The organism is Sporosarcina sp. Y1004, from assembly GCF_057669665.1.
Map to the genome: position 1 here is coordinate 1 of NZ_JBYHFQ010000025.1, position 23,086 is coordinate 23,086.

Sequence of the window (23,086 nt, forward strand, 5' to 3'; positions counted from 1 at the left end):
TTCCCGCTGGAGTCGCCGCTCTCCACTACAATCAACTAGTTCTTACTATGAAAAGCACTTTTTCAGTGCCCTCGATGCCTCCCGCGATAAGCCGGATAGGAGAGCACTTTCAGTCTTACCGCTCCGGCTACCACGAAGTTGCGCCTTCGCTGGTTTTTTCTCTACAATGGAGAAACCTCAGAAATGGGGATAGCGCCCGAAATTGTATCTTCGGGCGCTTTAAAATAGATAGAGAAGAATCTATTCTCTCATTAAAAAAAGAAAGCGCACTTCTATTTTGACCATTCTAGGTGAGCGAAGGACAAATAACGGAAACAGGATTACCGAAAAGAGCACTTAGATTAGTGACGTAGTCACTAATCTAAGTGCTTGGTTTCCTGGTAATGGTGTAGCGTTAACTTTGTCCAAAGCGAACCGATAATAGCTCAAAGGAAGACTGCGCCCAGTTTGGATAGGGATTTAGTTATTCAACTTATATAAGTCGAATTCGCTTATAGCAGCCCTTTGCCATTACGGTGGGCTTTCATCTCATCATTGAGCTTATCGAAGAATTCTTCGTTTGTTTTTGTGAGACGTAGTTTTTTCAGGAAGCGCTCTGCGAAGTCGTGCGAATCGGAAAATGTTTTCCGAATGGCCCATAACTTTTCAAGCTGGTCAGCAGGAATGAGTAACTCCTCTTTCCGTGTACCTGAACGACGAATATCAAGTGCTGGGAAGATGCGTCGTTCTGCAAGATGGCGATCCAGATGTAATTCCATATTACCCGTCCCTTTGAATTCTTCATAAATGACTTCATCCATACGTGAACCTGTGTCGATTAAAGCCGTCGCAAGAATCGTTAGACTGCCGCCTTCTTCCAAGTTTCGAGCTGCCCCGAAAAATCGTTTTGGTCGATGAAAAGCAGCCGGATCGATACCGCCGGACAGTGTACGTCCGCTTGACGGAATGACAAGGTTATACGCACGTGCTAGTCGTGTGATGGAATCCATTAGGATGATAACGTCTCTTTTATGTTCTACGAGTCTCATAGCTCGTTCCAATACTAGTTCCGCGACTTTAACATGATTTTCCGGTAATTCGTCGAATGTAGAACTGACGACATCCGCCTTAACGGAACGTTCGATATCAGTCACTTCTTCCGGTCTTTCATCGATGAGCAGAACAATCAGTTCAGCATCGGGGTGATTCAATGTGATGGAATTTGCAATTTCTTTCAATAACAATGTTTTTCCGGCTTTTGGCGGAGCGGCTATCAATCCACGCTGACCGAAACCGACCGGTGAAATTAAATCCATAATACGTGTCGACAGCTTCAAAGGATCCACTTCAAGCTTAATATGACGATCCGGATAGAGCGGTGTCAGTGCTGGGAAGTGCACCCGTTCACGTGCCACTTCAGGATCTTCACCGTTGACCGCTTCTACTTGCAATAGTCCGTAGTAGCGTTCCGATTCTTTTGGAGGTCGGACTTTCCCACTCACTTTATCACCGTTTCTGAGATCGAAGCGACGGATTTGTGAAGCGGATATATAAATGTCTTCCGAACTCGGTGAATAGTTAATTGGGCGAAGGAAGCCATAGCCTTCTGACTGGATGATTTCAAGGACACCTTCCATGAAAAAGTACCCTTCTTGTTCAGCTCTTGATTTCAATATAGCAAAAATAAGTTCTTTTTTTGTCAATTTGCTGTAATAAGCAATTTTATATTCTTTTGCGAGGGCATATAGCTCTTTTAAAGTCATATTTTCCAACGCTGATATTGTTAACACTGTCATATTCGGCACCACTCTTTACGTTAATGGGTTTAATTTTGAGGTTAAATAAGGAAGGGTAATTACAATAATAATTCCAAGGGTTCACTTTGAAAGGACTTGGATATATATAGGCACTCCCTATGTAAGCGAAAATGCCCGGCATGTGGCCGGGCGATGAGCTCCATCAGTCTTGCATGACAAGCAGAGGTTTTTTCTCCATACTGTGACGACCTTCAACGAAACGAATTGTACCTGATTTTGAACGCATGACAAGTGAATGCGTTTCACTATATCCGCCTTTGAATTGTACGCCGCGAAGAAGTTCTCCGTCGGTTACACCCGTAGCAGCGAATATCGCGTCATCACCTTTGACAAGGTCATCCATGTAAAGCACTTTATCGACATCAATCCCCATTTTGAGGCAACGTTCGCGTTCAGCGTCGTTCGAAGGAACGAGACGTCCTTGAATTTCTCCGCCGAGGCATTTTAATCCGACTGCAGCGATAACGCCTTCCGGTGCACCGCCCAGTCCGAATAGAATGTCCACGCCAGTTTCATCGAATGCTGTATTGATGGCAGCTGCAACGTCACCGTCATTGATGAGTTTAATGCGAGCGCCCGCGGCACGAATTTCTTCGATAATTGCTGCATGACGTTCTCTGTCCAGAACTGTTGCAACAACGTCACCGATGTCTTTATTTTTAGCTTTGGCTACTGCCATAAGGTTTTCCGTCACGGTAGCGTCAATACTGACTTTCCCAACAGATTCCCGTCCGACAGCAATTTTATCCATATACATATCTGGTGCATTCAAAAGATTTCCTTTATCCGCAATTGCAATGACTGCTAGCGCATTCCAGCCGCCTGCTGCGACAATATTCGTGCCTTCTAGAGGATCTACTGCAACGTCCACTTCTGGACCCACACCAGTACCCAGTTTTTCACCAATGTATAACATTGGTGCTTCGTCCATTTCGCCTTCACCAATCACGACAATACCTTGCATCGGAATTGTGTCGAAAACAGTACGCATTGCTGTTGTTGCAGCGTCGTCCGCTTCGTTTTTCAAACCGCGTCCCATCCAGCGTGAAGCTGAAACTGCCGCCGCTTCTGTGACTCGAACTAATTCCATCGATAAACTGCGTTCCATTTATGTTCCCCCTGATGGACGGTTTCAACCGTCATTATTGCCATTCTGATTAATTATAGCATATTTATTTTTTAAACTTACCAGCTCATTCTCTAACGACGGCTTCCTCCGAAACCGATGTTTTACGAATATCGGCACCGATTCCCTGAAGTTTTTCTATAAGTGAACCGTATCCACGCTCGATATGTTGGATTTCCTGAACTTCTGTTACTCCGTCGGCAATAAGTCCTGCAATAACAAGTGCAGCGCCAGCTCGTAGATCGGACGCGCTGACAGTTGCTGCTTGGAGCGGCGTCGGTCCTGCAAGTATAGCTGAACGTCCTTCGACACGAGAATCAGCATTCATCCTGCGAAGTTCGTCAATATGTTTAAATCTGGCAGAATACACCGTATCCGTAATGACTGAAGGTCCAGCTGCTTGTGTGAGCAACACGGAAAACGGCTGTTGAAGATCCGTCGGAAAACCTGGATAAACAAGTGTTTTTACATCCACTGCCTGCAGATTCCTCGATTTCGGAATGAAAATCTGTTCTTCACCTTCGACAACGTCGACACCCATTTCCCGTAGTTTCGCTGTAAGCGCCTCGACATGGAAAGGTATCACATTCTCTATAGTTACGCCATCGCCTGCTGCAGCCGCCAAAATCATGAAAGTTCCCGCTTCAATACGATCTGGAATGATGGTATGTCGCGTTCCGTGGAGTTTTTCCACTCCATCAATTCGAATGACATTTGTCCCGGCACCTTTTATTTTAGCACCCATATTGGAAAGTAGTGTAGCTACGTCAACAATTTCAGGCTCTTTCGCTGCATTTTCGATTGTCGTGCGACCTGTTGCAAGAACCGCTGCAAGCATAATATTAATCGTAGCGCCTACGCTGCTGACGTCTAGATAGATTTTTGCGCCCCGTAATTCTTCCGCACGTAAATAAATTGCACCATGTTCGTTTGTCACTTTTGCACCAAGCGCTTCAAAACCTTTAATATGCTGATCAATGGGTCGGGGTCCTAAAAAACAACCGCCTGGAAGTCCAATGACTGCGTGTTTGAATCGGCCTAGCATTGCACCCATCAAATAGTAGGAAGCACGAAGTTTTTTTACATTACCGTTTGGAAGCGGCATGGCTATCATTTCTGTCGGATCAATCGTCATTGTCCCTTTATCGAAATTAACTTTTCCACCGATGTCTTCCAGTAATGCTTGAAGCGTTGCAACATCCGAAATTTCGGGCAACCCTTCGATTGTTACGATAGAATCAGCCAGTATGGAGGCCGGGATAAGTGCAACTGCACTGTTTTTGGCGCCGCTCACTTTTATGGTTCCTTGCAATGGTTTGCCGCCTGTTACTTTATAAACGTCCATATTACTCTCCTTTGGTGAGTCACTTATTCTTTCTAGTTTCCCAGTCCGCAAGAAAAGCTTCGATCCCTTTATCTGTGAGTGGGTGCTTGAAAAGTTGTGTCAACACATTGAAAGGTGTCGTTGCAATATCGGCACCGCTTAGCGCGGCATCCGTAATGTGTTGCGGACTGCGGATTGACGCAGCGATGATTTCTGTTTTTATGTTATGGATTGTGAATATGTCTGCAATCGTAGAGACTAAAGCCATACCATCCTGTCCTATATCGTCAAGTCTGCCAAGGAACGGAGAAACATATGTTGCTCCCGCACGTGCAGCAAGAAGCGCTTGGTTTGCACTGAAGATTAGCGTAACGTTCGTTTTGATGCCTTCTTGTGAAAAGACCGAACACGCTTTCAGTCCTTCAGGTGTCATCGGTAATTTCACCGTGATGTTCGGGGCGATTTTTGCTAATTCGCGACCTTCCCTAATCATACCTTCTGCGTCAAGTGCGATCACTTCCGCACTTACTGAACCAGGGACAAGTGCTGAAATTTCTCGCAATCTGTCATGGAATGGTACGTCTTCTTTTGCAACGAGTGAAGGATTCGTCGTAACGCCGGACAAAATGCCCCAACTATGTGCTTCTTTTATTTCATCAAAGTTTGCTGTATCTATGAAAAACTTCATGAATGAATTCCCCCTTGGTGTTTGTTTTCTGGTGGTGCTTGTGGAAGGCTCTTTTCGCTAGCGAAAAAGCCCTGCTCTTTTCGTAAACGAAAAAGCCTTGAAAAAGCCTTATGCTTTGAAAATAAGGAGATGCATCATTGCAGATGCTTCTCCTCTTTGTTTTAGTGTTATGTGGTTACGCTTTTTGCGAGCTGCCGAATTCGCGCATTTTGCCGATGACCGTTTTTTTGATGGCATCACGCATTGGCGTTAAGAATTTACGCGGGTCGTATACTTCAGCGTCCGCTGTCAGTTTTTCACGGACCGCTTTTGTACCTTGGATTTGATTTTCCGTATTGACGTTAATTTTTGCCGTTCCAAGTGACACAGCGCGTTGAATGTCATGTAGCGGAATCCCTGTTCCACCGTGGAGCACTAGTGGTAAATCAGATTGCTTCGAAATTTCTTCCATTTCCTCGAAACCAAGGTTTGGTTCGCCTTTATAAGGTCCATGAACGGACCCTAATGCTGGCGCAAGACAATCGATTCCTGTCTTATCGACAAGCTCTTTACATTCTGCAGGATCTGCATAGATGACGCCGTCCGCAATGATATCGTCTTCCTGTCCACCGACTACGCCTAGTTCTGCTTCTACAGAAACGCCGCGTTCATGAGCAAAATCAACTACTCTTTTCGTAATTTCAATATTTTCAGCTAGCGATTTTGATGAAGCGTCAATCATGACAGAAGTAAACCCAGCTTCAATCGCTTCTTTACATTTTTCAAAACTCGAACCATGATCGAGATGAATAGCGACTGGAACAGTAACTTGATAATCATGCATCAGGCCTTTTACCATATGTACAACAGTCGTGAAGCCGCCCATATAACGTGCTGCACCTTCAGATACACCAAGAATAACCGGTGATTGTTCTTCCTGCGCTGCTTGTAAAATGGCTTGCGTATATTCAAGGTTGTTCAAATTGAACTGACCTATTGCATATCCTTCTTTTTTTCCTTTAATCATCATTTCTTTCATGGAAACAAGTGACATGTGAATTCCTCCTCAGGTTATAGAAAGCTATTTTCTTTAGCTCTGTTAGAACGAATTATGTGTATGTTTATACCTTATATACCTCTATTATCATAACAAAAACAGACAGTGTTTACCACTGTCTGTTTTGTCAACTTCCAAAAACTGCATTTACCGCATCACGGACTTCGTAAATATCGAATGGCTTTGTAAAATATTTAACTGCTCCCGTTTTCAGCGCATCTTCCGTCAATTCAATTTCCCCGTATGCGGTCATCATGATAACTGGAATTTCTGGCCAGCCCAATTTTATCCTTTTTAATACTTCCAGCCCATCAATTCCTGGCATTTTCATATCAAGCAGGACACAGTCTGGAACTTCTAACTCCACTTCACGTAGTGCCTCCATACCATTTGCGGCGAGTACTGTCTTAAAACCTTCTCGGCTAAAAACTTCATCAAGCAGAAGCCGAATCCCTTTTTGATCATCTACGATTAAAAGTTTTTTCAATTATCACTCCTACTTTCTAAATAGTTATTTATAACTGTTATTAATAACTATTTGACATATAAGTATAATATCCTTCTTTTAAGTCGAATTATTGTAATTTGCTTTCCATCCACATAATTCTATAATGGGATGGAGGTGTTCATATTGAAAATGTTAACAACACAAATTAGTGGGCTTCTCCAGCGCATTGCTGGAAACGGTGAAGCGTCAATTGAAGAGACTGCACGTCTTCTTGCGCAAGCGACAATTGGAGAAGGCCGCATAATTATTGCGGGATTTGGCGAAATGACTGCTGTTATTGAAACCGCAATTCATGGTGCAGAACCACTACACGGTGCCGTTTCTTACGATAATGAGATAGGCATTGGAAAAGCTGATAGAATTTGGCTATTAACGCGTTCCGCAACGGATGTCCAAGCTCTTGAGTTGGCACGCTTTCTCGCAGAACGATTCATCCCGTTCGCAGTACTCGCTGCAGAAAAGGCCGGTATTGGCAACGAACTCGATGATTTAGCCTATACGTATATATCGACTGGTCTAACACGAGGCCTGCTACCCGGTGATAATGGAGAGCGAATCGTTCAACCTCACGCGCTAGCTGCCTTGTTTGTTTACGAAGCTGTGAAGCTCGCTTATGACGAAATGATTTCGGATGAAGATTGACTGAAAAAAAAGCGGCACATTGACGTAATTTCAGTCGATGTGCTGCTTTTTTGGTTTTGTAGATGAGCAGATTCATTTTCTTACCTAATTCCTTACTCTTTTCCAGCAATTACCGCTTTAACGAATTCGCGGAATAACGGTTGGGGACGTGTTGGGCGTGATGCAAATTCCGGATGGAAAGAGACGCCGATGAAGAACGGGTGGTCCTTCAATTCAATAATTTCAACAAGCCGATCATTTGGGCTGATACCCGAAATAATCATACCTGCTTCTTCGAATTGCTCGCGGAATTCATTGTTAAATTCATAACGGTGACGGTGACGTTCGTAAATCAACTCTTCGCCGTATGCACCACTCGCTTTTGTACCTTCTTTCAATTTACACGGATAGGCACCTAAACGGAAATAATCTTCCGCAATCCCATTGCTCTCAGCCGGGCTTTCGAAAATTTGGTTTTTGGTCTCTTTATCGAATTCAACAGAATGAGCGTTTTCAATCCCCATTACATTGCGTGCATATTCAACTGCAGCCAATTGCATGCCTAGGCTGATTCCGAAGAAAGGCACATTATGTGTACGCGCATATGTGATTGCTTCAATTTTGCCATCGATTCCGCGATTGCCAAATCCTCCAGGTACAAGAATCCCGTCGACATCTGATAATATTTCATTTGCATTTTCTGCTGTAACTTCTTCAGAATTAATCCATTTCATTTCAATATCCGTGTCAAAGTCATAACCTGCATGGCGAAGTGCTTCTACAGCAGAGATATACGCATCCTGCATTTCAACATATTTCCCAACAAGTCCAATACGGATTTTTTTCGAAAGGGATTTCACTTTACGAACCAATGCTTCAATCTCTGTCATATCCGGTTCTTTCGTCTCAAGCTCAAGGAAGTCAACTACGATTTTATCCATATTTTGTTCGTGCAAACGCAGAGGAACTTCATAAAGCGATTCAGCATCGAGGGCTTCAATAACTTCTTCCGGTTTGATGCTGGCAAACAATGCAATTTTGTCTTTCATATCTTTCGGTACCGGGTGTTCACTGCGAACTACGATTAAATTCGGTTGGATACCTAGACTTCTTAGTTCTTTAACACTGTGTTGTGTTGGTTTCGACTTCATTTCTCCAGCCGCATGCAAGTAAGGAATGAGTGTGTTATGGATGTACATAACATCACTTTTACCAAGATCTGTCTTCATCTGACGGATGGCTTCTAAATATGGAAGCGATTCGATGTCGCCGACGCTACCGCCAATCTCTGTGATGACGACGTCTGCATTTGTCTCTTTTCCTGCACGTATAAGCAAGCCTTTTATTTCATTTGTAATATGGGGAATAACTTGGACAGTTGCTCCATTATAATCACCACGGCGTTCTTTTTTTAGTACGGATGAATAGACTTTCCCCATCGTAACGTTTGAGAATTTGTTCAATTTAATGTCGATGAAGCGTTCATAATGGCCAAGATCCAGATCCGTTTCCGCCCCGTCTTCTGTCACAAAAACCTCACCGTGCTGCAAAGGACTCATCATCCTAGGGTCAACGTTAATGTATGGATCGAATTTCTGAATTGTAACTTGAAGTCCCCGACTTTTCAACAAACGACCAAGTGATGCTGCGTTAATGCCTTTACCAAGTGACGAGACTACGCCGCCGGTTACAAAAATAAATTTAGTCATGTGCAATTCCTCCATTTTTCTCTTTACTTACTAAAAAAATAAAAAAGCGCCCCATCTGTAGACAATAATCTACAGGAGGAGCGCATATATACTGATTCTTGTCCTTTTAAGGAGCCCAGTAAAATCTTATAGTTTCGGACGCGTGAAGTCAAGTAATTATTCCTCTTCTTCTTCCTCTTCTTCTTCGTCATCAAGTTCTACATCATCGGGAATGATTTCAAGGTCATCATCAGGTTCGAGAAGGTCCACTTCAATTTCAACGACCTCTTCATCTTCTTCATCGTCGTCGTCATCATCGTCATCTTCATCGTCGTCGTCGTCTTCGAGCAGTTCATCGAATTCTTCGTCGAACAACTCATCCTCGTCGTCTTCGTCCTCAATGATATCCTCATCTTCAAGCACAACTTTTTTCTTTTTCTTCTTCTTGCGCACTTTTACGACTGGAGCTGTTTCCACTTCTATCTGATCAACCGGATACCATTCACGTAATCCCCAGCGATTATCATTGATGGCAAGGAATCTTCCGTCAATATTCATGTCCGTGTAGAACTGTTGCAACTTTGTTCTCATTACACGTTCTGTTACACCGTTCAGTTTACGGACTGCGTCCATCAGCTGAAGTAATGTAAGCGGCTCTTTTCTTTCAGCCAAAACTGCATATGCGATGTCTATCATTGATTCTTCAAACAGTTGATCTTTTGTCATTTCACGGATATTCAATAAACACACGTCCTTTCTATAAAGCGAAACTTCAATTAGCGGGATAAAAACAAACATACTTATCATTATAAACAATACCGTACGGAATATGCTACAATCTTTTACTCTTTTTAAAGTATAGGATTTCTTTCACACAAATAAACCCCAAATATACTCCAGTAAGTAAGAATGGGATGGCTCCTAATCCTTTATCATACAGAAAAAAGATAAGAGTGACAAGGATGACTATGATTATTACATGATGATACATTTTCATCCCTGCACCCCTTCCAGCCATTCTACCCATTATACGTGGAAATAACAGCCAATATCCAATAAAACGAAAAGTATTTAGAATGTGTGCAGGTATTAATGCTTAATATGACAAGAAAATCCGTGCTAACCGAAGTTTGCACGGATTTGTGTCTGCTTTAGACCTACAGGTTGTAAATTATGAAGTGTTCCTTTGTTGGCCAGCTGCAGGCGCCTTCCGCTTTTCGTACTGTCTAGCTGCAGGCGCCAGACGCTTGGGTCGCTTCAGGCCAACTGATAAAGGCAAAGTGCGCCTTTTTCAGTTGCCCCTCCAGCGCCTGGCGCGTCTTAACGGCGCCTTCCGCTTTTCTTGTTGTCTAGCTGCAGCGGCCAGCCTCTCGGGTCGCTTCAGCTTATCTGATAAAGGCAAAGTGCGCCTTTTTCAGATAAGCCTCCAGCAGGGCGGGATTGAACTCCATCCCGCCTACCTGTCGAGGCTTAACGGCCGCTTCCGCTTGGGCCCACAGGATGTGGGTCATGCAGCGGAGAGGGATTGAACTTCATCCCTCTTAATTGCCGCACGATGCGGCGTTCTTTGGCTGCGTTCCTTAGTTGTCCAGCTGCAGGCGCCAGACGCTCGGGTCATAAGCCGGCCTGACTGCGCGGGAAAACGCCGCTTCGTCATTCCGTCTTATGCCTGTCGCGTCTTAGCGGCGCCTTCCGCTTTTCGTACTGTCCAGCTGCAGCGACCAGACGCTTGGGTCATAAGCCAGACCGACTGCACGGCAAAGTACGCCGCTCCGTCGGTCTGGCTTATGCCTGTCGCGTCTAAACGGTCGCTTCCGCATTTCGTATTACATATTCCTTCTATATTGCCCGCCTACTTCATATAGGGCGTTTGTGATTTGGCCTAGGCTTGCTACTCTTACTGAGTCCATAAGTTGTTCGAAGATGTTGCCGCCTGAGACTGCTACTTCTTTTAGTTTTTGTAAGGCTGCTTCGGTTTGGTCTTCGTGTTTTGTTTTGAATGTACGTAAGTTGATGATTTGTGTTTCTTTTTCTTGTTGTGTGGCACGTGCGATTTCCATGTTATCGACGTCTTCTGAAGACGGCGGGTTCGGGTTCAGGTAGGTGTTGACGCCGATGATTGGCAATTCTCCTGAATGTTTTTTCATTTCATAGTGCATGGATTCTTCTTGAATTTTACCGCGTTGGTATTGTGTTTCCATTGAACCGAGCACGCCGCCGCGGTCGTTGAGGCTTTCGAATTCCTGTAGGACCATTTCTTCGACGAGGTCCGTCAATTCTTCGACGATGAATGCCCCTTGGAGCGGGTTTTCGTTTTTGGATAGACCGTGTTCGCTTGTAATGATCATTTGGATTGCCATTGCACGACGGACTGACTCTTCCGTTGGCGTTGTAATTGCTTCGTCGTAAGCATTCGTGTGTAGCGAGTTACAGTTGTCCTGCAGAGCCATAAGTGCCTGCAACGTAGTACGGATATCGTTAAAATCAATTTCCTGTGCATGCAAGCTGCGCCCGGATGTTTGGACATGGTACTTCAACTTTTGACTGCGTTCGTTTGCGCCATATTTCTCGCGCATCGCAACGGCCCAAATGCGGCGAGCAACTCGGCCGATTACCGTGTATTCCGGATCGAGTCCGTTCGAGAAGAAGAACGACAAGTTCGGAGCAAAATCATCGATATTCATGCCGCGGCTCAAGTAATATTCCACGTACGTGAAGCCGTTTGATAAAGTGAAAGCCAATTGTGAAATGGGATTCGCGCCTGCTTCAGCGATATGGTAACCCGAAATCGATACCGAGTAATAGTTACGCACTTTTTGGTCGATGAAGTACTGTTGGATATCCCCCATCATACGCAGTGCAAATTCAGTCGAAAAGATACATGTGTTTTGTCCTTGGTCCTCTTTCAGAATATCTGCTTGTACCGTACCACGCACGGCTTGCAGTGTTCCCTCTTTGACCTCTGTAAACTCTTCAACTGTCAAAGCACGACCAAGTTTTTCCTCATTGATGCGCACTTGCTGATCAATAGCCGTATTCATGAACATTGCTAGAATGATAGGAGCTGGACCATTGATGGTCATCGAAACGGATGTTGCCGGTGCGCACAAGTCAAACCCTTCATATAACTTTTTCATGTCTTCAAGCGTACAGATACTGACCCCTGATTCTCCAACTTTCCCGTAAATATCCGGGCGTTCATCTGGGTCTTCTCCGTACAATGTCACAGAGTCGAATGCTGTTGATAGGCGCTTTGCATCGTCATCTTTTGATAGATAGTGAAAACGGCGGTTCGTCCGTTCAGGCGTTCCTTCTCCTGCGAATTGACGTTTTGGATCTTCCCCTTCACGTTTGAACGGGAATACGCCTGCTGTATAGGGATACGATCCCGGAACGTTCTCTGCATACACCCAACGAAGAATTTCCCCATAATCCTTGAATTTCGGCAATGCGACTTTCGGTATTTTCAATCCAGAAAGGCTCGTTGTCGTCAAAGCGGTACGCAGTTCTTTATCACGCACTTTTGTGATGAATTCATCACCCGCATAGGCTTCTTTCAACTTTTCCCAGTTTGCTAGAATACGTTTCGATTCCGCCGTCAATTCTTCCTTAATGCCCTCCGCAAGTGTTTGCAGCGAAGTTACGAGTGCATCATCCGGTGCCTGTTCGTTGACCGTTTGAATGGCTCCTTCAAGCTGGAAGAGTTTGCGAGCCAGTGTTTCCTGCACGATGGACTTTTTATGGTAACCGCGGACTGTATCGGAAATTTCCCGTAAGTATTGCTGACGATCGTTCGGTATGATTACATTTTGTTTTTGTGTTTTTACAAATTGTCCATACGAAGTTTCCCAGTCAAGATCACATTTTTCATTCAGCACATTTACAAGTGCCGCGAAAAGCGAATTCGTCCCTTTATCATTGAACTGGCTAGCGATTGTGCCATAGACCGGCATTGTATCTAAGTTTTTATCCCAGAGAAGATGACTGCGCTGATACTGTTTTTGCACTTGGCGCAGTGCATCTTCAGAGCCTTTACGTTCGAATTTATTGATGACGATGAGGTCCGCGAAGTCAATCATGTCAATCTTTTCAAGTTGTGTCGGCGCGCCGAATTCACTTGTCATAACATACATCGAAGCATCGGATACTTCTGTAATTTCTGCATCGCCTTGACCTATTCCGCTTGTTTCAATCACGATCAGGTCGAATCCGGCTGTTTTGACGATGTCTAATACATCTTTAATGGCACCGGAAAGTTCCGTACGAGAACCGCGTGTCGCAAGACTTCTCATGAATACACGTTTGTTGAAGATGGCATTCATGCGAATTCGGTCCCCTAACAAAGCACCACCCGTTTTCTGTTTCGTCGGGTCGATGGATAGAATCGCTACTTTTTTATCGGGCAGTTCGTGGAGGAAGCGGCGAATGAGCTCGTCAGTTAACGAACTTTTCCCTGCCCCACCTGTTCCTGTAATTCCGAGAATCGGTGTATTTTTAGATAGCGTACGTGCTTTTTCAAGAACGGCAGTCGCTTGCGGATCGTTTTTACCGTACATTTCTTCCGCATAAGTAATTAAATTCGCAAGTATTTCCGGCTGACTAGCACTAACTTTTTCAAGATTTTCCATTTCGTTATCTGTTTCTGTAAGGAAATCACATTGTTCCATCATCCGGTTAATCATCCCTTGTAGGCCCATTTTGCGCCCGTCTTCCGGTGAAAAGATCCATGTGATGCCATAATCATGCAGCTCTTTAATTTCCTTCGGGATAATTACTCCGCCACCACCTGCGTAAATGTGGATGTGCGGAGCCCCTTTTTCCTGAAGAAGATCATACATGTATTTGAAGTATTCAACGTGCCCACCCTGGTACGATGACATCGCGATCGCTTGGACGTCTTCCTGAATTGCGGCATTGACCACTTCTTCAACAGAGCGATTGTGACCCAGGTGAATGACCTCAGCTCCGCTTGCTTGTAAAATGCGACGCATAATATTAATGGATGCATCATGTCCATCGAAAAGACTCGACGCTGTAACGAACCGGATATGGTGTTTCGGCTTGTAAATCTCAACTGTTTCCATATATAGAACACCCCTTCTGATATAGGTGCCAGGTACTCAAACAATTCGAGGTTCATGAATTTAGTAAGTTTCTGGCGCCTTATGAACATTCAACCATTTAGATTGTCGTTTTTTAATCTATCCCCCCGATTAATCCTTTGAAAAGCTGATCCGTTTGAACGCGGATATAATCTTCTATTTTATAGTTTTTTTGCAAAGCCCATCTGCGGAATGCCCACATCTGACCTTGAACGACGATATGATGTGCTGCAATTCCGATTTCTTCTTCCGCAATGCGCAGTTCCCCCGACTTTGCACATGCCTGCAGAAGATTTTCGAACAAGGCGGCCATTTCCATTTCTTTCGTTAAGACGTATTGCAAGGCATCTTTTGGCAACGATTTCGTTTCTTGGTACATGACAACGAATTCATCCGACATATCGTCTATCAAATGGAAATACTGATCAATGGCCACTTTTAGACCTTCCACAGTTCCTTCCTTAATAGGCAGGGCGGATAGGCGATCGTGCACTTCGTTATAAATGCTGTCGCAGACTAGATAGAGCACATCTTCTTTTGTACGGATGTATTCATAAAGCGTTCCGATGCTGAACCCCGCCGCTTTCGCAATTTCACGGGTCGTTGCTCGATGGAACCCTTTCTCTTTAAATAGTTTCACCGCACCATGGATCATCTGTTCACGCCGTTTTTCAATCAAACTTTCATCTTTGACAGACGATTTCACTTCTCTTTTGTTCATCCTAATACTCCTCCCTAGCTTATTTAGTTAGCATACGGGAGATGACGAGACGCTGAATTTCTTGCGTTCCTTCGTAAATCTGCGTAATTTTCGCATCACGCATGTATCGCTCAACCGGATAATCTTTTGTATAACCATAGCCGCCGAATACTTGAACAGCATCTGTCGTAACTTTCATCGCTGTATCTCCAGCCATCAATTTCGCCATTGCCGATGCTTTTCCGTATGGTAAGTCATTCGACTCTAGCCAAGCTGCTTGGTAAGTTAGCAGTCGTGAAGCTTCTGTCGCTGTCGCCATGTCTGCCAATTTAAATCCGATGCCTTGGTTTGCTGCAATCGGTTTACCGAACTGAACGCGTTCTTTTGCATAGTCAACGGATGCATCAAGTGCACCTTGTGCAATTCCAACTGCTTGTGCAGCGATTCCGTTACGACCGCCATCAAGTGTTTTCATCGCGATTATGAAGCCCTGTCCTTCTTCGCCAAGAAGGTTTTCTTTTGGTACACGGCAATTGTCAAACATTATTTCAGTTGTAGGCGATGAACGAATTCCGAGTTTCCGCTCTTTTTTCCCAACTGAGAAGCCTGGGAAGTCTTTTTCTACGATGAATGCGCTTGTGCCTTTATGTTTTGAATCTGGGTCAGTGACCGCGAAGACGATGTATATGTCTGCAATTCCGCCGTTTGTGATGAAGATTTTAGAGCCATTCAAGACATAGTGGTCCCCGTCTCGTTTTGCAGAAGTGCGCATGCCACCTGCATCAGAACCCGAACTTGGCTCAGTTAAGCCGTATGCGCCCATTTTCGTACCTTCTGCCATTGGTCGAAGGTATTGCTGTTTCTGTTCTTCCGTACCGTATTTGAATACAGGCCAGCCTGCAAGTGATGTATGTGCGGAAAGTGTAACTCCTGTTGAAGCACAGACGCGTGACAATTCTTCTACAGCGATACAATACGCTAGGAAGTCACTTCCAATGCCGCCGTATTCTTCTGGCCAAGGAATACCTGTAAGGCCGAGTTCAGCCATTTTCTTGAAGATATCCATGTCAAAACGTTCTTCTTCATCGCGTTCAGCTGCAGTTGGTGCAACTTCTTTTTCTGCGAAATCGCGAACCATTTTGCGAATCATTTCGTGTTCCTCGGATAATTTAAAGTTCATTGGGTTTCCCACCTTATTTGGTATTTTGTGTTGGCGTGTTTTTATGAGTTACTTCATCAAATGTTTGCTTATGACAATGCGTTGAATTTCGCTTGTACCTTCATAGATTTCCGTCACTTTTGCGTCACGGAAATAACGTTCGACTGGATAATCTTCAGTATAACCGTAGCCACCAAACACTTGGACCGCTTCAATCGAGCCTTCCACTGCAGCTTTTGATGCGAACAATTTAGCCATCGACGCTTCTTTTCCGCAAGGCAGTCCTTCTGCGCGTAGTTGTGCAGCCCTGTATACGAGCAATTTTGCCGATTCAACTGCGGTAGCCATGTCTGCCAGTTTAAATCCTACGCCCTGTTGAGCGGCAATTGGTTTCCCGAATTGGACGCGTTGTTTCGCGTAATCTGTTGCTGCTTCAAGTGCCGCTTCAGCGATTCCAAGTGCTTGCGCCGCGATACCGATGCGACCTACGTCAAGATTCGCCATCGCAATTTTGAATCCTTCGCCTTCTACACCCAATAGGTTTTGCGCAGGAACTTTCATTTGATCAAACGACAACTCTACTGTTCGTGATCCGTGAAGACCCATTTTCTGTTCATCTTTCCCAATTACGAGACCCGGAGTGTCTTTGTCTACGATGAACGCGGAGATTCCGTACGTCCCTTTTGTTGGATCTGTCGCTGCGAAGACGATGTAGACATCTGCTTCTCCACCGTTTGTAATGAACATTTTAGACCCGTTTAATACGTAGTGGTCCTCTTTTTTGACGGCGCGTGTTTTAAGGGATCCCGCATCAGAACCGGAAGAAGCTTCTGTCAGACAGAATGCACCAAGGTATTCGCCGCTCGCTAGTTTAGGAAGGTAACGACTTTTTTGTTCGTCGTTACCGAAATAGATAATCGGATTTGTGCCGACTGAAGTATGAACGGAAAGAATAACACCCACAACCGCGCTGACTTTCGATAGTTCATGGATAGCGCTAATATACGAGATGAAATCCATGCCCGCTCCGCCGTATTCTTCAGGAACGGTAATGCCCATTAAACCGAGACCGCCCATTTTCTTCAAGATTTCACGTGGAAATTCCCCAGCTTCCATACGTGGAATGAACGGTTCAATTTCGGTTTTCGCAAAGTTTATTACCATGTCGCGCATCATCTGCTGTTCTTCGGTGAATGATAAATCCATTATAATTTCCCCTTTATATTGAAAGCATTAGTTATTCGTAAACGTAGAATCCTCGGCCTGATTTCTTCCCTAGCCATCCTGCTTTAACATACTTTCTAAGTAACGGACATGGGCGATATTTTGAGTCGCCGAATCCTTCGTGCAAGGTTTCCATAATATACAGGCATGTGTCGAGTCCGATGAAATCTGCTAGTTGTAGCGGCCCCATTGGGTGATTCATGCCAAGTTTCATCACTTCGTCAATTGCTTCTTCAGTTGCAACGCCTTCATAGAGCGTGTAAATTGCTTCGTTAATCATCGGCATTAGTATGCGGTTTGCGACAAACCCAGGAAAGTCATTCACTTCAACTGGTGTTTTTGATAATTTCACGGTCATTTCTTCGACTGCTTTGTATACTTCGTCGGCTGTTGCCAGTCCCCGTATGATTTCAACAAGTTTCATAACAGGAACTGGATTCATGAAGTGCATGCCAATCACTTGTTCCGGACGTTTTGTCGCCGCCGCAATTTCAGTGATTGGAAGAGATGATGTATTGGATGCGAGGATCGCATGTTGCGGTGCAATTTCATCCAACTTTTCAAAAATCGACTTTTTAATGGCCATGTTTTCAACAGCTGCTTCGATGACAATATCTACGTCTGATGCGTCTTGTAGATCGAGTGATTTTGTGATGCGTCCGAGAACGGCAGATTTTTCGTCTTCCGTCATACGTCCTTTTTCAACGTTGCGTGAAAGGTTTTTCGTAATGACCGCAAGTCCTTTAACATAGGATTCTTCTTTGATATCATTCAATTTCACGTCGAAGCCCGCTTGTGCACAAACTTGAGCAATGCCTCCACCCATCTGTCCTGCTCCGATAACCATTATCTTTTTAATAGCCATTTGGTCGATTCCTCCTCCGTATTATTCCGATTTAGCTACTTCAATCATGATGGCGTCGCCTTGGCCTCCGCCTGAACAAATCGCTGCGATACCAATGCCGCCGCCTTGACGTTTCAATTCATGTGCAAGTGTCAGGATAATACGCGCTCCACTCGCTCCGATTGGATGACCTAGCGCAACCGCCCCGCCGTTGACGTTTACTTTTTCAGGATCTAACTCCGCAATTTGCGTACTTGCTAGTGCAACTGCTGCAAATGCTTCATTTATTTCAAAAAGCTTTATGTCTTCTAGTTTCTTACCTGTTTTTTCAAGTAATGCATTGATGACAAGTCCAGGTGTTTGCGGGAAGTTTTCCGGTTCAATGGCAACTTCTGCATGGCCGATAATTGTCGCAAGAGGTGTTTTCCCTTCTTTCAGGGCACGCTCTTCATTCATCAGAATCAGTGCACATGCACCGTCGTTAACGCCAGGTGCGTTTCCTGCAGTGATGGTTCCGTCCTTACCAAATACCGGACGCAATTTCGCGAGTGATTCAAGAGATGTCGTACGGCGTGGTGCTTCATCCGTATCAACTAAAACGGGCTCACCTTTACGTTGCGGGACCTCTACGGGAATGATTTCTTTTGCGAACAAGCCCGAATCAATTGCTTTAAGTGCACGTTCATGACTGCGCAGTGACCATGCATCTTGTGCTTCGCGCGTCAAAGCGAATTCTTCTGCTGTCGCATTGCCGTAAGTGCCCATATGAACGCGCTTAGGTGAGAATGAACAAGAAAGTCCATCGTAAATCAGACCGTCAATCAGTTCTGCATCGCCCATTTTCAGTCCGTATCGTGCTTTTGGTAAGTAGTAAGGAGCGCAAGACATAGATTCCATTCCACCTGCAACAATTACTTCTTCGTCCCCCAGACGAATTAACTGATCGCCAAGTGTTACGCTTCGCATGCCCGATGCACAAACTTTGTTAATGGTTTCCGTTTTCACAGACCATGGCAGTCCTGCCTTCGTTGCAGCTTGTCTTGATGGAATTTGTCCTTGCCCCGCTTGTAATACTGTTCCAATAATCACTTCACCGATTTCTTCCGGTTTTACATCTGCGCGGCTCAATGCCCCTTTGATGGCAATACCTCCGAGATCGCTTGCTGTCATCGATTTCAATGCTCCGCCTAACTTTGTAAATGGCGTACGTGCCCCGCTCAAGATAACTGTTCTTCCCATTCCCTTATCGCCCCTTTGTCGTTGGTGTAGCCGCTTTCATTTTTCATTTACATCGAACGACTGAACGCTCGCTCGGTTAATATTCAAGAAAAAAGGAGTGTTTCCACTCCTTTTTATTGGTAATTCATAGTTCTTATTCTATTAATTGTACGACAGTATTGTCTGTTCCGCAATGATTTATTGCAAAATTGACTCTACTTCTTCTGCTAGAACAGGACTCCAGTTTTCACCGAAAATGGAACGCTCCAGCAATTCAGCGATGTCGTACGTACCGACCGTTTCTTCGACTTCTTTTGCTTTCGTTCCGTCTGATAGCATTGTCAGGCAGTAAGGACAGCCGGATGAAATGATTCCCGGACTGACTTCAAGCGCTTGTTCAGTTCGGGCAACGTTAATGCGGTGGCCTGAATCTTCTTCCATCCACATTAGTCCTCCACCCGCTCCACAGCACATGCCGTCTTCGCGATTACGCTTCATCTCAACAAGCTCAACTCCCGGAATCGCTTTGAGAATTTCACGCGGCGGATCATAAACGTCGTTGTATCTACCCAGATAACATGAATCATGGAATGTGATTGTTTCATTGATGGCATGTTCCGGCTTCAATTTCCCTTGCACCACAAGTTCGTACAGCATTTCTGTATGATGGACGACTTCCGCTTTAAATCCGAAGTCCGGATATTCGTTTTTAAAAATATTGTACGCATGCGGGTCAATCGTAACAATTTTTGTGACGCCCGCTTTTTCGAACTCATCGATATTGGATGTAGCCAGTTCTTGGAATAAAAACTCATTTCCAAGACGACGCGGCGTATCTCCTGAGTTCTTTTCTTTATTGCCCAGAATAGCGAACTTGATGCCTGCTTCGTTCATGAGATGTACAAAGGATAAGGCGATTTTTTGTGAACGATTGTCGAATGAACCCATCGAGCCTACCCAGAACAGGTACTCGAATTCTTCACCCGCTTTCTTCAATTCTTTAACCGTTGGAATTTGAAGATCTGGACGTGCATCTCTCCAGTTTTCTTTTTCTTTACGGTTCAGCCCCCAAGGATTTCCTTGACGTTCGATGTTTGTCATCGCGCGTTGTGCATCCGGGTCCATTTTCCCTTCTGTCATCACAAGGTAACGGCGAAGGTCGATGATTTTATCAACGTGCTCATTCATAACTGGACATTGGTCTTCACAGTTACGGCAAGTTGTACATGCCCAGATTTCCTCTTCAGTGATAATATCGCCGATTAAGGACGGGTTATAGATATCGTCCATTGTTGCGCCTTCAAGTCCGGCTGCAAATGCGATTTGGTTTCCTTTTGTATTGTTGAATGCGAGCGCTGGCACCCACGGATTCTTCTTCGTGACAAGTGCACCCGTATTGGTCAAGTTATCACGAAGTTTTGTGATCAAGTCCATCGGGGACAGCATTTTACCAGTCCCTGTCGCTGGACACATATTCGTACAGCGTCCACATTCGACGCAAGCGTATAAGTCAATCATTTGCAGCTGTGTAAAGTCAGTAATTTTCCCTACTCCAAGCGGCGGCATTTCTTCTCCTTCTTCCACATTTTCCAATGCTTCGAAGTCGATTGGCTTTAATCTGCCCGCATGGTCAAGACGGTGAAAATAAACGTTGGCAGGCCCTGCAATCAAGTGCGCGTGTTTCGATTGCGGCACATAAACAAGGAATGTTAGTAAGATTAATAGATGAATCCACCAAGCGATAAAGAATATGACGGCTGCCCCAGTTTCCGGCATAAAGCTGAAAATCATGGCAATCCCAGATGCAATTGGTTCAGTCCATGACGCTGCATGTCCTTGCCAAATCATGTTCATACCGTTTGCAAGTAACGTCGAAACCATAAGCCCCCCAATGAAAATCAGAACAAGTCCCGATTTCCATCCGCGTTTCAGACGAACTAGTTTTTCAATATAACGGCGGTGGAATGCCCATACAACCGCAACGAGAATCGTTAATGCAACGATTTCTTGGAAAAATGTAAAAGCAGGATAAAGTGGACCGAATGGTAAGTGTGATCCCGGCTTTAACCCTTTCCAGATAAGATCGATGGCCCCGAATTGCACGAGTAAAAACCCGTAGAAAAACATGAGGTGGATCGCTCCACTTTTTTTATCTTTTAATAGTTTCTTTTGTCCGAATACGTACACCCAGATTTTACGTAGACGTTCGGAGACGTTATTATCAAATTCTTCTTTCTTCCCCAGTTTGATAAACTGAATCCGTGTTCGAATTAAATGTGTGAACAATGCAAGCGCATACGCCACGACTGCGAGAAACAGAATCCAGTTGGCAATAAGCAATGGATGCATATATTCTCCCCCCCCCTTAAATTGTTTGAATATTATAGACAGTGTAGTCGAAAATAGTATTCTTGTCGATGTCTATTTTCTATTTTAATTATGAATGAGCATTCAGTCAACAGATATTTTTAGATAAGATAGAAATTTAGTTTCGGTTTTGGTTTGATTGCTGATGGGTGGGTGGTTGGGGGCAGGAATTGGGCGCTTGCATGTCGGATTCGGGCGGTTGGACGACGGGATTGAGCGGTTGTATGTTGGATACGGGCGGTCGAACGACGGGATTGGGCGCTTGCATGTTGGATACGGGCGGTTGGACGACGGGATTGGGCGGTTGCATGTTAGATACGAGCGGTTGGACGACGGGATTGAGCGGTTCCATGTCGGATACGGGCGGTCAAACGACGGGATTGGGCGGTTGCATGTCGGATACGGGCGGTCGGACGACGGGATTGGGCGGTTCCATGTCGAATTCGGGCGGTCGCTCGCGCCGAATATACGATTCCGCTTCTTAATCACAGAAAAAACCTGCAAGAAATCTACAGGTTTCAAGTAATTATGATTAATTGATTCAATAGCGGACCGAAAAACGTTGCGGCCTCCTTTATTTTCGCTTCTGGAATGGCGAGGAGGACGACTGTTGACGGACCCGCTGATTTCAGTGGATCTAAAACAGTTTCAATGCGCGCATCTTTCATTCCGGTTAACAAACGGACTTCTTCTAAAATTCCGCTTGAGCCAACTGGCCAGATTTGATGGATGATTTCCTTTTTCATCGCCTCATGAATGAGGGAAACAGATGCAATTTCTTCCGCTTGTTCCCGCACTTCATCCCCGACTAGGGGCTTACCGTATGTAAACCAGGCAACTCTTTCTGTAGCTGGGGCCTCTACTCGCTTCCCAATCATCGTTACTGCCATTGCTGATTGAACCAGCTCCATATTCGTTTCCGAACTGCCGCTAATTGACGGCACTTCAAGCCCTGCTTCAAGAAATAAATCCGTCACACCAGCCACGTAGTTCCCCCAACTGTCACTGCCGCTAAAATTATGAATTAGAATCGTAATAGGTTCCGCTCGCGTTGCCCATTGCTCGAGCAGCGTCACGCGAGCAGCAAAGTATGCCGTGATTCTGTCTGGCACAGTAACGAGATCACCTGGTTTTTCACCAATACCGCCCGAATTATCGGTCGTCGCGATCATGCCATTTCCGATATCAATGGCATTCCTCACTTAAGAACACCCATGCGCCCCGTCACGATATGCTGAAGTGACGGCATGACAACCGCCGCAACAACTGCGTTGACGATTGTAGCAAGCAATAGGAACGGAACTGCTCCTATGAAAAATGCTGGTGAAATTAGGAAATAAAATGGTAGTGGCGCAATCAAACCATTTGCCACTATGAAAAATAGCCATTTCGCAATCGGGCGCTCCGCTTTATGCAGACGTGCAAAGATGATAACAATGACGAACATTTCAAGTGCAATGAGCACGTGAAATGGACCTAAAGGAAAACCCGCATACATTGCAGAGGCTGTGTGCCCGAGCATTGCGGCTACCCCCGAGAAGACGGGTGGAAGAAAGGCAGCCGAGATAAGAGCCGGAACCGTATCGAGTGCCAACGAACCGATGCCAGACGGGATTTTTATCATTCCGCCAACGACACAAAGTGCGACAAACAACGCTGTCAATGTCAGCTTTTTCAACTGCATC

Annotated in this window: 20 protein-coding genes; 3 read left to right on the top strand and 17 right to left on the bottom strand. The window is 44.9% G+C overall.

Annotated elements, in window-relative coordinates; genetic code table 11:
- The coding region (locus tag AC25Y6_RS15070) for a hypothetical protein (protein WP_488143604.1) at window positions 1–281 on the top strand (281 nt) is incomplete at its 5' end.
- 210 nt (window positions 282–491) lie between these two features.
- Here AC25Y6_RS15070 and rho read toward each other — a convergent pair.
- From rho to AC25Y6_RS15100, 6 genes are all read right to left on the bottom strand, one after another.
- Window positions 492–1,775, bottom strand: a complete 1,284-nt coding sequence (rho, locus tag AC25Y6_RS15075; protein WP_482101133.1) for a transcription termination factor Rho — start codon at window positions 1,773–1,775, stop codon at window positions 492–494.
- Window positions 1,776–1,938: 163 nt separating this feature from the next.
- On the bottom strand, window positions 1,939–2,904 hold the full coding sequence (gene glpX / locus AC25Y6_RS15080) for a class II fructose-bisphosphatase (RefSeq protein WP_482101134.1): 966 nt from the start codon (window positions 2,902–2,904) through the stop codon (window positions 1,939–1,941).
- An 85-nt stretch (window positions 2,905–2,989) separates the two neighbouring features.
- Window positions 2,990–4,267, bottom strand: coding sequence for a UDP-N-acetylglucosamine 1-carboxyvinyltransferase (gene murA, locus AC25Y6_RS15085; RefSeq protein ID WP_482104329.1), 1,278 nt, complete (start codon window positions 4,265–4,267; stop codon window positions 2,990–2,992).
- Between the two features lie 19 nt (window positions 4,268–4,286).
- Window positions 4,287–4,934: a fructose-6-phosphate aldolase gene (gene fsa / locus AC25Y6_RS15090; RefSeq protein ID WP_482101136.1), complete on the bottom strand. Its 648-nt coding sequence runs from the start codon at window positions 4,932–4,934 to the stop codon at window positions 4,287–4,289.
- A gap of 175 nt (window positions 4,935–5,109) precedes the next feature.
- The gene (locus AC25Y6_RS15095) at window positions 5,110–5,967 is read right to left on the bottom strand and encodes a class II fructose-bisphosphate aldolase (protein ID WP_488143605.1); all 858 of its coding nucleotides are present in this window, start codon (window positions 5,965–5,967) and stop codon (window positions 5,110–5,112) included.
- 130 nt (window positions 5,968–6,097) lie between these two features.
- On the bottom strand, window positions 6,098–6,457 hold the full coding sequence (locus tag AC25Y6_RS15100) for a response regulator (RefSeq protein WP_482104331.1): 360 nt from the start codon (window positions 6,455–6,457) through the stop codon (window positions 6,098–6,100).
- A gap of 150 nt (window positions 6,458–6,607) precedes the next feature.
- Here AC25Y6_RS15100 and AC25Y6_RS15105 point away from each other — a divergent pair, with 150 nt between their 5' ends.
- On the top strand, window positions 6,608–7,120 hold the full coding sequence (locus AC25Y6_RS15105; protein ID WP_488143646.1) for a DUF2529 family protein: 513 nt from the start codon (window positions 6,608–6,610) through the stop codon (window positions 7,118–7,120).
- 92 nt (window positions 7,121–7,212) lie between these two features.
- Here the strand turns inward: AC25Y6_RS15105 and pyrG are convergent, their stop codons facing one another.
- The 9 genes from pyrG to AC25Y6_RS15150 form a co-directional block, all read right to left on the bottom strand.
- A complete protein-coding gene (gene pyrG / locus AC25Y6_RS15110) occupies window positions 7,213–8,808 on the bottom strand; it encodes a CTP synthase (protein ID WP_482101139.1) in 1,596 nt (531 codons plus the stop codon).
- A 156-nt stretch (window positions 8,809–8,964) separates the two neighbouring features.
- Complete coding sequence (rpoE, locus tag AC25Y6_RS15115; protein ID WP_488143606.1) at window positions 8,965–9,537, bottom strand: DNA-directed RNA polymerase subunit delta; 573 nt, start codon at window positions 9,535–9,537, stop codon at window positions 8,965–8,967.
- A gap of 1,076 nt (window positions 9,538–10,613) precedes the next feature.
- Window positions 10,614–13,871 (bottom strand): fused isobutyryl-CoA mutase/GTPase IcmF, encoded by a 3,258-nt coding sequence (gene icmF, locus AC25Y6_RS15120; RefSeq protein ID WP_488143607.1) that lies wholly within the window; start codon window positions 13,869–13,871, stop codon window positions 10,614–10,616.
- 112 nt (window positions 13,872–13,983) lie between these two features.
- On the bottom strand, window positions 13,984–14,610 hold the full coding sequence (locus AC25Y6_RS15125; protein ID WP_488143608.1) for a TetR/AcrR family transcriptional regulator: 627 nt from the start codon (window positions 14,608–14,610) through the stop codon (window positions 13,984–13,986).
- 19 nt (window positions 14,611–14,629) lie between these two features.
- Window positions 14,630–15,769: an acyl-CoA dehydrogenase gene (locus tag AC25Y6_RS15130; RefSeq protein ID WP_488143609.1), complete on the bottom strand. Its 1,140-nt coding sequence runs from the start codon at window positions 15,767–15,769 to the stop codon at window positions 14,630–14,632.
- 48 nt (window positions 15,770–15,817) lie between these two features.
- Window positions 15,818–16,954, bottom strand: a complete 1,137-nt coding sequence (locus AC25Y6_RS15135; protein ID WP_488143610.1) for an acyl-CoA dehydrogenase — start codon at window positions 16,952–16,954, stop codon at window positions 15,818–15,820.
- 31 nt (window positions 16,955–16,985) lie between these two features.
- Entirely contained in the window at window positions 16,986–17,837 is an 852-nt protein-coding gene (locus AC25Y6_RS15140; RefSeq protein WP_482101144.1) for a 3-hydroxybutyryl-CoA dehydrogenase, read from the bottom strand.
- A 21-nt stretch (window positions 17,838–17,858) separates the two neighbouring features.
- Window positions 17,859–19,055 (bottom strand): acetyl-CoA C-acetyltransferase, encoded by a 1,197-nt coding sequence (locus tag AC25Y6_RS15145; protein ID WP_488143611.1) that lies wholly within the window; start codon window positions 19,053–19,055, stop codon window positions 17,859–17,861.
- 177 nt (window positions 19,056–19,232) lie between these two features.
- The gene (locus tag AC25Y6_RS15150) at window positions 19,233–21,383 is read right to left on the bottom strand and encodes a (Fe-S)-binding protein (protein WP_488143612.1); all 2,151 of its coding nucleotides are present in this window, start codon (window positions 21,381–21,383) and stop codon (window positions 19,233–19,235) included.
- A 188-nt stretch (window positions 21,384–21,571) separates the two neighbouring features.
- On the opposite strand from AC25Y6_RS15150, the gene AC25Y6_RS15155 reads away from it, so the two are divergent.
- Window positions 21,572–21,886, top strand: a complete 315-nt coding sequence (locus tag AC25Y6_RS15155) for a hypothetical protein (RefSeq protein ID WP_488143613.1) — start codon at window positions 21,572–21,574, stop codon at window positions 21,884–21,886.
- Window positions 21,887–21,919: 33 nt separating this feature from the next.
- On the opposite strand, the gene AC25Y6_RS15160 is transcribed toward AC25Y6_RS15155, so the two are convergent.
- Both AC25Y6_RS15160 and AC25Y6_RS15165 read right to left on the bottom strand, forming a co-directional pair.
- Window positions 21,920–22,603 (bottom strand): hypothetical protein, encoded by a 684-nt coding sequence (locus AC25Y6_RS15160; RefSeq protein WP_488143614.1) that lies wholly within the window; start codon window positions 22,601–22,603, stop codon window positions 21,920–21,922.
- Window positions 22,600–23,085, bottom strand: a complete 486-nt coding sequence (locus AC25Y6_RS15165; RefSeq protein ID WP_488143615.1) for an ECF transporter S component — start codon at window positions 23,083–23,085, stop codon at window positions 22,600–22,602. The genes AC25Y6_RS15160 and AC25Y6_RS15165 overlap by 4 nt, the downstream gene beginning before the upstream one ends.
- Between the last annotated feature and the right edge of the window lies 1 nt (window position 23,086).